The 9,501-nt window shown below is 57.2% G+C and carries 10 protein-coding genes; 2 read left to right on the forward strand and 8 right to left on the reverse strand.

Going from position 1 to position 9,501, the window contains the following annotated elements; translation table 11 throughout:
- Positions 1-48: 48 nt before the first annotated feature.
- From E9677_RS12455 to E9677_RS12475, 5 genes are all read right to left on the reverse strand, one after another.
- The gene (locus E9677_RS12455) at positions 49-810 is read right to left on the reverse strand and encodes a hypothetical protein (protein ID WP_136558424.1); all 762 of its coding nucleotides are present in this window, start codon (positions 808-810) and stop codon (positions 49-51) included.
- A 630-nt stretch (positions 811-1,440) separates the two neighbouring features.
- On the reverse strand, positions 1,441-1,773 hold the full coding sequence (locus tag E9677_RS12460) for a hypothetical protein (RefSeq protein ID WP_136558425.1): 333 nt from the start codon (positions 1,771-1,773) through the stop codon (positions 1,441-1,443).
- Positions 1,754-2,215 (reverse strand): hypothetical protein, encoded by a 462-nt coding sequence (locus E9677_RS12465; protein WP_136558426.1) that lies wholly within the window; start codon positions 2,213-2,215, stop codon positions 1,754-1,756. The genes E9677_RS12460 and E9677_RS12465 overlap by 20 nt, the downstream gene beginning before the upstream one ends.
- The gene (locus E9677_RS12470) at positions 2,212-2,742 is read right to left on the reverse strand and encodes a 3TM-type holin (protein WP_136558427.1); all 531 of its coding nucleotides are present in this window, start codon (positions 2,740-2,742) and stop codon (positions 2,212-2,214) included. The genes E9677_RS12465 and E9677_RS12470 overlap by 4 nt, the downstream gene beginning before the upstream one ends.
- A 37-nt stretch (positions 2,743-2,779) precedes the next feature.
- On the reverse strand, positions 2,780-3,727 hold the full coding sequence (locus E9677_RS12475; RefSeq protein WP_136558428.1) for a glycoside hydrolase family protein: 948 nt from the start codon (positions 3,725-3,727) through the stop codon (positions 2,780-2,782).
- 128 nt (positions 3,728-3,855) lie between these two features.
- On the opposite strand from E9677_RS12475, the gene E9677_RS12480 reads away from it, so the two are divergent.
- Together E9677_RS12480 and E9677_RS12485 are read left to right on the forward strand one after the other, a co-directional pair.
- Complete coding sequence (locus E9677_RS12480; RefSeq protein WP_136558429.1) at positions 3,856-4,851, forward strand: hypothetical protein; 996 nt, start codon at positions 3,856-3,858, stop codon at positions 4,849-4,851.
- A 178-nt stretch (positions 4,852-5,029) separates the two neighbouring features.
- Entirely contained in the window at positions 5,030-7,060 is a 2,031-nt protein-coding gene (locus tag E9677_RS12485) for an acyltransferase family protein (RefSeq protein WP_136558430.1), read from the forward strand.
- 48 nt (positions 7,061-7,108) lie between these two features.
- Here E9677_RS12485 and E9677_RS12490 read toward each other — a convergent pair whose 3' ends face one another.
- The 3 genes from E9677_RS12490 to E9677_RS12500 are packed head-to-tail and all read right to left on the reverse strand — an operon-like array spanning position 7,109 to position 9,478.
- Entirely contained in the window at positions 7,109-7,864 is a 756-nt protein-coding gene (locus E9677_RS12490; RefSeq protein WP_136558431.1) for a hypothetical protein, read from the reverse strand.
- The gene (locus E9677_RS12495; RefSeq protein WP_136558432.1) at positions 7,864-8,661 is read right to left on the reverse strand and encodes a hypothetical protein; all 798 of its coding nucleotides are present in this window, start codon (positions 8,659-8,661) and stop codon (positions 7,864-7,866) included. The genes E9677_RS12490 and E9677_RS12495 overlap by 1 nt, the downstream gene beginning before the upstream one ends.
- Position 8,662: 1 nt before the next feature.
- Complete coding sequence (locus E9677_RS12500; protein ID WP_136558433.1) at positions 8,663-9,478, reverse strand: hypothetical protein; 816 nt, start codon at positions 9,476-9,478, stop codon at positions 8,663-8,665.
- Positions 9,479-9,501 lie beyond the last annotated feature (23 nt).

Genomic DNA, 9,501 nt, shown 5'->3' on the forward strand with positions numbered 1-9,501 from the left:
CGAGAACGCAAAGCAGCCCCGTCACCGCGCAAGTCAACTTTCGCCAGCTCATAGTTCAGCGTCAGCTACGAATGGCAGCGGGGCAATAGCCTGGTGATTAGACGACGGGATATGCCAAAAGCGGACATCGAAATGCAGCTTGGACGCGTCTTGAACAGTTGCCTCAACCTCTTCCGGAAGCATGGGAAAGGTGACTTTAGGCGCTGTGCGCTTTGGCACTGCAAAGATGTAACGGTACTCATTCCAACCAGTCTGAAATATCAGGGGCTGATCTGGCTGGTGAGGTAGCTTAGGAAGAATCAGCGCAGCCTGTTGAACCAGAAAATCCGCAATGAGCGTCACGTCGTCAGCCCGCAGATCGGTTTGGCGGAAGTGACCGTAATTGACGGCGGCTGACAGAAGTCGACGAAACTGTTCGATTAAGGCCGCAATGGCACCCAGTCGGCTATCTAGCTCGTCCCTTCGCTCCTGAATTTCTGATAAGGATTTAAGGACTGCAGTCGGCACTTGACCGCTAGCAAGCAGACTCGACAGCTCTTTTTCTAGGGCCCCGCACTCTTCCGCAAGCGCATCCGCGCGATCCTTTTGAATGCGGTAAGGCGCCGCGATAACATTCCACGCGAAGATAAGCAGTACACCACACACTGTTCCGATGAGGCCGACCACTACCCCCGGCATCTCCTCAACGGCCGATTGCTGCCCCTTCCAAAGGAACAGCGCAACTAAAGATGCACACCCAGTAAAGGCCGCCAGTATCAACGCCCAAATATGAGATACGGTGTCAGAGAAGGCGCGACGAATAAAGATCATTCCGGCAAGCTGCACCAAAAGTCACGGCTTGTGGAGTCATCTGCTCAATAATCTCCATAATGAGATCCACGGCTATGCAGCCGACCAACGCGTCTCAGGCCCTCCGGGCCTACCAAATTTCTTAAATATCAAAGGCATTTAGGTGTCGGTTAGCCACCTCTGTTCCCGTTGTCTTCCGGCGAACCGGCTAACCGATCCTCTTGCCCGTCGCCCACGGCAGAGCCATATGCCTTCACAAGGTAAGCGCCTGAGGGGCTTTAAGCGATGCGTTGGGAAATCGTTCTGATCAGTTTCGTGCTGGCCGCAACAGTCATCTCTGCCGGTTGGCAGATATGGAGCTTGTTCACTTGACCCATAAGGCAGTGAAAGACCCCGCCCCGACGCTAGGCATGTTCAAATTGCCGGAGATCGACATCGACTGCTCGGAATGTGGGCGGCGAGGCCGATACAATCGAGACCGCGCGATAGAGCGTCACGGCGCGGACATGACAATGAACCAGTTCATGAGGCTGATGGCCAATTGCCCGAGGGAAGGCAACGAACGAAGGCCATGCCGGGTCGGCTGCTCTGAACTTCTCTATATGTTTCAAGGTGCGCCCTTCACAGGGAAGTACCAGGGCGACTGAGCACTCACCTATCCCTTCGGATCTCGCGATGGATCCGCAGCTCCTCCCGAATGCGATCTGTCTCCTGAGCGAGAAGCTTCAGGCTCCGGTTTCCGTCATGCACTTCCTCGGTCAGTTCGCGCAGCGCTTCGGTATGCGCTTCGAGCGCCAGTGAGGCCCGGTTGAGCGCTGTCGGATCGACCACGACAGCGGCAACCTGCGCAGTGGCCGGCGAATTCACGGGTGAAGATTTTTGCCCCTGCATGAGGCCTAAGTGACGAACGGCGAATATGACTGCCAGGACCACGCCGAAGGAGATCAGCGCCATCGGTGGCAGGTTAGCTATCTGCTGTTCCATTCCTGATTTCCCCCTCGTCATGCGCGGCGCGATGGATGTTGACCAGCTCACCCACCGCAAACAGCGGATAGATGGCGAGCCAGGTCGAGACGACATCGGAGGAGTAGAACCCGAACGTGATGCCTGCCCAGATGATGCAGCCGATCGCGGCTGACAGCTGCCTGATTTGCGGCGTCACGTTCTTGCGGGCGCCGTTGATGATGAGCCCGACAATGCGAAGCATGCCGACCCCGAACATGATCCACCCCAGAAGGTCTTCGGAGGGGAAGAGATCGCGAAAAGCCTTCCAAGCGGGCTGATTGAAGGTCTGTGTCGGCATCAGCAACACGCAGCCGAACATCATCATGTGCGCCGCCATGAACCATTCCATCATGCGAGGCCCGAAGCGATGCTGGATGCGGATCCAGATCCCCGGCCCTCTATAGCCGTTGGCCGGCATCATGACCGCTTCGCCTTCTCGACGGCCTTCATCACCGTATGCCCGCCCATGTAGAGGCTGGTATAGATGGTGAAGATCCCAAAGAAGTTGGCGAGGTCGATGCCGGCTTCGATCTGGATGCCGGGAACGAGTGCCCAGAGGATCGCATTCACAACAGGCAGAACAATCATGAGCCAGGCGACGCAGGCTAACATCAGCCACATACCAGCTGGACGCCACGCCCAGCCGAACCAGTGCTCCTTCTGCATCTCGGCAAGCATCAGCTCATTGCCGAGCTCCTGGCTGCGAGCCTGCGCAAGTATCAGATCGGGCGATTCTTCGACCTCTTCGATCGCGCGCTCGAGGCGATCTGCCGGAAGCTGCGGCAACTGTTCAGGCTGCACGCCGGCCTGCTTTGCGATCGCGTCGATCACGGCCCCGCCAGCCTCGCCCGCGATGCCACCAACGTGTTTTTCCAGCAGCGCTTTGACGAGGGGAGCGCCGATCCGCGCGGCGACCTCGATGAGAACGGATGTCAATATGCTCATCATGCTTGTTCCTCATGAAGGTGTTCAGCTTCTGTCGCCGTCAGACGACGGCTTCCCGGCCGCGCCAGGTGTTCATGCGCCGCGCGATCACATCGCGCTTCCGCCACGCCACATAGACGACCAGGCCAAGCACCCCGACGCCTGCACCCGCTGCAATCCAGACCCAGGGCAGCCCGCTCGCGAGCGCAGCGCCACCGGCCGCCACGCCGCCCGCGACGCCCTTGGTCGTCGCTTCCGTCGTCACCGTGGCCTCGCGCCGCAGCTGCGCCAGTGTCGCCGGACCAAGAATGCCATCTGCCTTTAGGTGCGGATGCGCCTTCTGGAAGGCGAGGATTGCCGTCGTCGTCTTCGGCCCCATCCAGCCGTCAACTTTGCCGGGATCGAAACCAGCCTTCACGAGCAGCCCTTGCGCTTCGCGCACGACTTCGTCCGGTCCGGAAGGTTTCACTGGCTGTTCGACGCGCTGCACGCCTTCCGGCTTGGTATAGCGATGGTCTCCATAGTCGCCCCGCAAAAAGAGTGCGGCCTCTTCCCTGCGACGGCGAACCAGCCCAGGGAGCTTCCTGCCACCGGCGGTGTTGTAGTTGCTGCCTAGGATAGATCCTGCAGACGAAACATTACCCCGACGCCATGCCTCCGCCCAGCGCCAGCCCATCGCACCCGTGCCGAGGTTGAAGATCGCACTTGTGGCAGCATCCATCTGGTACTGCGTCCGGTCAGCGGGAGAGTTCTTCACAACAGCGGGCTCGAACTCTTCGGCCAGAACAGCCGCAAAGATCGCATCGTTCTGCGCCATGGTGATCTTTGTCTTGCCAGGCACAAGCCTGGTGATCCCGATCCTTGCCAACTCGCGCCGCACAGCAGCGCTGCGCATGGTGAAACCATTGCCGATCGTCGGAATGCCGACGGGATCGAGGTAGCAGGTCAGAACGGTGCCTTCATGGCCACGCGTAAATGCGCGGCCACGTGGGGACGTGGTCGTGATCATGGGTGATCCTCTGTTGGAATTAGGCAGGTATCGGCTACTGATAGGGTCAGGGAACTCGCCATCGATTGACGTTGACTGGCTCCAGTGATCTAACGCGGCGGCATGGATTAAACCGGGAGTTGATCTTAATGTTTTCCAAGATCAGGCAGTGGGCGAGGCGCGTCGACAGCAACAGCAGAAAGACGCTGGAGCGCCTGGAAGCACTGGAGAGAAGCTTGAAAGGCCAGAAGCCTTCCACAAAGAGTATGCCGGACAAGCCAGGGGATCAATCAAACTCAAAGCCCTTGAACCTTGACGGCGTGGAAGACGACACCGCTCAGTGGGTCCGAAAACTGGTGAGCACGCGCTTGCCCTGGCTGGCGCCGGAGACGCCTTGGTTCACCGCTTCATCCGTCCTGTGGCTCGAGGCAAACCTGCAGCAGTCTGATCGCGTCCTGGAATACGGCGGTGGTCGCAGCTCCATCTGGTGGGCAAAGCACGTCGAGGCGGTGACCACGGTCGAAGCATCGGCAGACTGGGCCGCGGCTATTCTTGCCAACGCCATGTCTCGTCCGGATCTCCTGAAACGTCTTCGCATTTATATGGCGCCTGCAGATTGGAACCCATCATTCAACTCGGGACTGAAACCCTATTGGAAGCAGAACGACGTCCTGTCCGAGAATGACGCTCTGCTAATGGAGAGAGACCTGCTGACGCCGACATTCGACGGCCATAATGTTTGGGCCTTCGATGGCGCAGTTCGTCCATTGGTCATGATGAAGAGGATGAACGATGACACCAGCAACGTCGACATCATCGTGGTCGACAATACGGAGTCTCAATTCAGCTCAGCGCTTGCCGACGAGCTGATCCCGTCTGATCACTTCACACGTCTGGATTTTTGCGCTGGCCCCGGAGACCCGATCCCTGACCATCAAGAGGGCAAGCACATCACCTCCATTTTCGTTAGGCCAGAACGGTTGCGTTCCGCCAAGATTGTTGAGACCCCCTACCCTACGACGCTGACCAGCGAGTTGAGGCTTAAGCATCAGACGCCATCCGACTTGCCGGATGACGGCCTGGAGGGCGCCTTGGAGAAACTCACGCACCGGTTGACACAGATACAGGCGCTAGGCAGGGCTTGAATAGCCTGAGCCATGGTTTTGCGCTCGGCAGCCGACATGGGGACCAACGTTGTTGAGGCTTCCCTTGCGCCAGCTGTGACACAGACGAGTGTTTCACCAAACCCGAGGGATCGGCAGAGAACACACATTGCTCTGCGTCGGTTATGACAGTAATGACCTACCCAGTTGGGGGTTATCCATGCAGGTCAAATCGGCGCCCAGACGCGGCGACTTCTTTCCCATAGTTGATGCATTGAGAGCGGTCGCGGTAACAGCAGTGGTCGGCTATCACGCAGGCCTGCCTTTCCTTCCCGGCGGATACGTGGGAGTCGACATATTCTTCGTGATATCAGGCTTCCTGATCATAAGTCATATCCTCGACGAGCAGAGGCGCGGCGTTTTCCGCTTTTCCACATTCTACGCCCGCCGGGCGCTCCGGATCCTGCCACCATACTTTCTCGTGATATGCACATGCATGCTCGTCGCCCCCTTTGTCTTGGTCCTCCCGAGCGAGTTTGAGGAGTTTGGCAAGGAGGTCATGTGGTCCGCCGGCATGGCGGCAAACTATCTGTTCCTGAGCCAGCAAGGATACTTCGACGCTGATGCGAACACGAAAGTGCTGCTTCATTTGTGGTCCCTGGCGGTGGAAGAGCAGTTTTACCTATTCATCCCTCTCCTAATCGCCGGACTGTGGGCAGCAGGCCGTTGCCTCGCGCCCATAACAGCAATTCGCTTTGGCTGGCTCGTGGTGTTGGCGACCTTCAGCTTATCGCTTTTTTGGTGCATTCGTCTAACTGACTCCGAGGTCAATCACGCGTTCTACCAGATGCCATTGAGGGCATGGGAGTTGATCGCGGGAGGCTGCCTAGGATTTGCAATACCAATCGTCAGCCGTTTGCCACGCGCTGCCTTGCAGATCTTGTTCTTGGTCGGCCTTGGCCTGATCATATATGCCATTGGATGGTTTTCACACGAGACACCTTTCCCTTCATTCTGGGCAGTCATTCCCGTTGTCGGAGCCTGCCTCTTAATCCTGTCGGGCATCGCAAACCCATCCTGGCTTCCGGTCAGGGTGATGACCATACGCCCTGTGTTGTGGATCGGCCTGGTGTCTTACAGTTGGTATCTCTGGCACTGGCCCCTGCTTAGCTTCACACGCATCTATAACTTTGGTCAGGCTGAACTCACACGGGACCTCCTAACGGCCGGATTGTCTCTAATGTTGGCCGTTGCGACATACCACTTCGTCGAAGTGCCGATTCTACGTCTGCGAAAGCAAAAGAAGCTACCAACAGACTGGAGACCAACAATCGTCGGCGCCGGCTTTAGCTTGGCTGCTGCCGCAGCAGGCATTTTTCTTTCATCGTTTGCCGCGCCAGTTGCCATCAAGACCGAGGCACAAGCTGACCAGCCAGCATCTCCTTGCGCCATAAGGGAGGGAGGCCTTGCGGACTGCCGCAGAGGGTTGCCGCTAAAAGGTTTGGTTATTGGCGATTCTCATGCGGCGGCAAGTTATCCTGTCCTTCGCCAGCTTGCTCACGGTTTCGGTCATGAAGCACTGTTGTCGGGGACTGGCAGCTGCCCGCCCATCTTTGACGTTGAGATCAGGAGCAATCCAACTAGAAATATCGAGTGCACTGCAACTAAGAAGGCCGTCCGCGAGGCCCTATCTAGGAAGCTCTTTTCTCCAGAATATGCTCTTGTTGCCGCCAGGTGGCGAATATATGCGGATGGAAAATCCCGCAGGCTTACGCCGAGCAGCGCCGCTAGAGAAGGACTTTCAAGCCGCGATCTCTTTGTTCAGCAGGCAAGAAAGACTCTTCAGGAACTCACAAGTCGAGGCATTTCTCGAATAATCGTACTGGCGCCGGTCCCGACGATGCCAAAAGATTCGACAGCCTGTGTGCTAAGGTCTTGGCACAATTCGGTCCCATTTAAGGAAAATTGCTCGGCAAATCAAAATGACGAAGACAGGAAACGGCAACTGGTATTGAACTGGCTGAAGGACGCGGTATCTGGCTTTCCGCAAGTTAGAATCATCGATCCTTTTCCGCAGTTCTGCACGGGAGAACGTTGCGACCCAGTGATCGAGGGGCAGCTAGTTTATACAGACGATGATCATATAAACAACGATGGCATGCGGCTGATCATGAAGTCGCATTGGGATGATTTTCAATGGCTAGTGCATGGCCAACCACAGTCATTGCCGAAGAACGCCTCGCTACGGTGAATCGATAAGAGGCAGGCAGCATGACAAAGGCCGCCTGCGCCCCGCTCTTCAAGCCGCCGCCCCACGTGAAAGGCCGGTTCCAGTCGGCATGCCACGAGCGTTTGGGTTTACCAGATTCTTCGCCCATGTTCCCGTTTCCGACATTGCACGAACCGTCTCGTAGCCGGCATGGAACTGCGAAAGACCGGTGAAGTGTGTACCGTCGACGGTGGGGAAATACCCAATGCCGGCAAACCCGGCGCGCGGGTCATTATCTGCGATGTCCTTCAGGACCGGATTAATCAACGGAGAGTTCGCCCAACTCGTCTCGGTAATGATGATGACAGTGTTAGCGTCAATGAACCCGTCCGCCGTCAGCAGATCGAGCAAATCTGCAAACTTGGCCGGGTAAGCAGCAGCGCTTGCGTTATCAGCGCTGCCTTGGTTCCAATCGAAAACATCGTACGGTCGAGTGATCGCGACGGTGTCGAGAACTTCCTTAAGGCGCGTGTATTGTTCGCCGAACGTCGTGCCGTTGTGCCAATAGTCAATGCTTCGACCGTTTCGACCACAGGTGACAACTCGCTGACCTTCGCCCGTGATGTTGGCCACCACACTTGCCGCCTGAACAGTTTTGTGGTTGCCACCCAAAAAAAAGGGGTTGGCATTCCGATCAGGAATTTCCCAATCGTCGCCCAGCAGCGTAGTGTCGTCTCGGTTTGTAGCGTTGTTCCAGACGCGAACAAGACTACTGATATCGAAAGGTCCACCCTGACTGTCACCCGCAACGTTGCTCGATTGTCCTGCAGAAAGCCAATAGCGCATCAGAACCACCTTCCGATTGCCGTGAAGTAGGCAGATCGAGCAGTGCTGTCGGAGCTGGTAGAAAAATATCGAGCCGTGACGCTGGTTGCGCCGCGAGTGCGAATATTCAACCAGCCACTGGTGGAATTTATCCATGCGTGGATCCGGTTCGGCACACTGGCAGTCATGTCGATCGGCAAGTTCCATGTAATGTCACCGACAAACAGACTGCCCTGCGCACCGGTCGCATTACCGGACGCAGTTCCCCAACAAACCACCTGACCATCGGCATACTTCATGTATTCGCCGTTCCCATTGGAACCATATTCAACCAAGCCCGCTTCTGCGATGATGTCCCAAGTTGCACCGTTGCAGCGGAACCTTGCAACTTGGCCGACCAGGCGCATGACGAATGTGTTCACGCCCTCGATAAGCTCGGATCCATCCCCCTTGACGGTTACGGAAAAACCGCTTCCGAGCTGAGAAATTCGAACCGAAACTTCGTAACCGTCACCAGCGGTCGCAGCAGCCGGCAGCGTGATCGTGCGGGAAGCCGCGCCCGCGTCAACGTTCACCAGCTTGTTCCGGTCACCCGTGACGAGCGTCGTGTTCGCGTTGACCGTGCGGGTTGGGGCGCCACTTTCGCCTTCTGCAACGAGCGGATGTCCGCCAGGCGTGACCCCATCATGAAGCCGAGCAAGGCGACGAACCGGATCAACTGTGAGCTCGCGTGCCGGTCCCACATATGCGTCAAACGCTGTTGCATCAGGAATATCGGCAGCGCCGATGCCTGCCATCCTTCTGGGAATACGCGCCATATCAATCGTTCCAATCATATCCTGGAGTTGCGGGATCACTATCAAAATTGAAGTCGTAAACGGCAGCGCCGACCATCACGGCGTATGCCAACGCTTCGGTTGCCGCAGCTTGGGCGGCGTCTCGGATCGGCTCTACTGCGGCGATCAGCTCCGCTTCCGCCTCATCCACGATCTCTTGTACGTCCACAGCCAGACCTTCAATCTGCGTCAGCAGAGCCGCACTGGCCTGGTCCGACCGCATGAAGAAGAATTCACCGATTTTGACGCCCGACACCGGCATCCCCGCGATCAGTCCGCCCACTGCCGGCGAATTCCCAGACGCGGTCTTGATGGTGAGTGGAGGGTCGCCGTCGAAAGAGATCGTGACCGTACCGCTGGTGTTCGTGATAGGGACGACGAACTCCACGAGTGCCGCCCCATCTCCGAAAGGCAGCCGCGGATTTGTCTCCATAGTAAAGGCGTTGACGACACTCTCGGTATCCGTCGCCGTTACAAATTGATATCCAGGCAGGAAGGTGGTGATCTGGGACCAAGAACCGGAGCCAGAGGCTCCCACCTTAACGTAAAGCCCGTTGTTTGCGGAGGCACTGTCGTCATAGACGACGCCAAGTGAACCATCTCCATAAGCCAGATCTGCGTTGAGCCCAGAACGCGTTGCCTTCCAGGTTGCGCCGCCAAGACCGCCAGCGTCTATCATGTTCTCGACAAACGTTCCCCAGCTGCGGAGTTGAGACTTTCGGATCTCGTGCGAGCCTGAGGACGGCACCCCGTCTGTCACGAAGTCCCGTGCGACCTCACTCATTTTGGGTACAGTCATATCATCCTCATGGGAAATACCTT

Origin of the sequence: Peteryoungia rhizophila, from assembly GCF_004912145.1 — a bacterium.
In the GTDB taxonomy this organism is placed as follows: domain Bacteria; phylum Pseudomonadota; class Alphaproteobacteria; order Rhizobiales; family Rhizobiaceae; genus Allorhizobium; species Allorhizobium rhizophilum.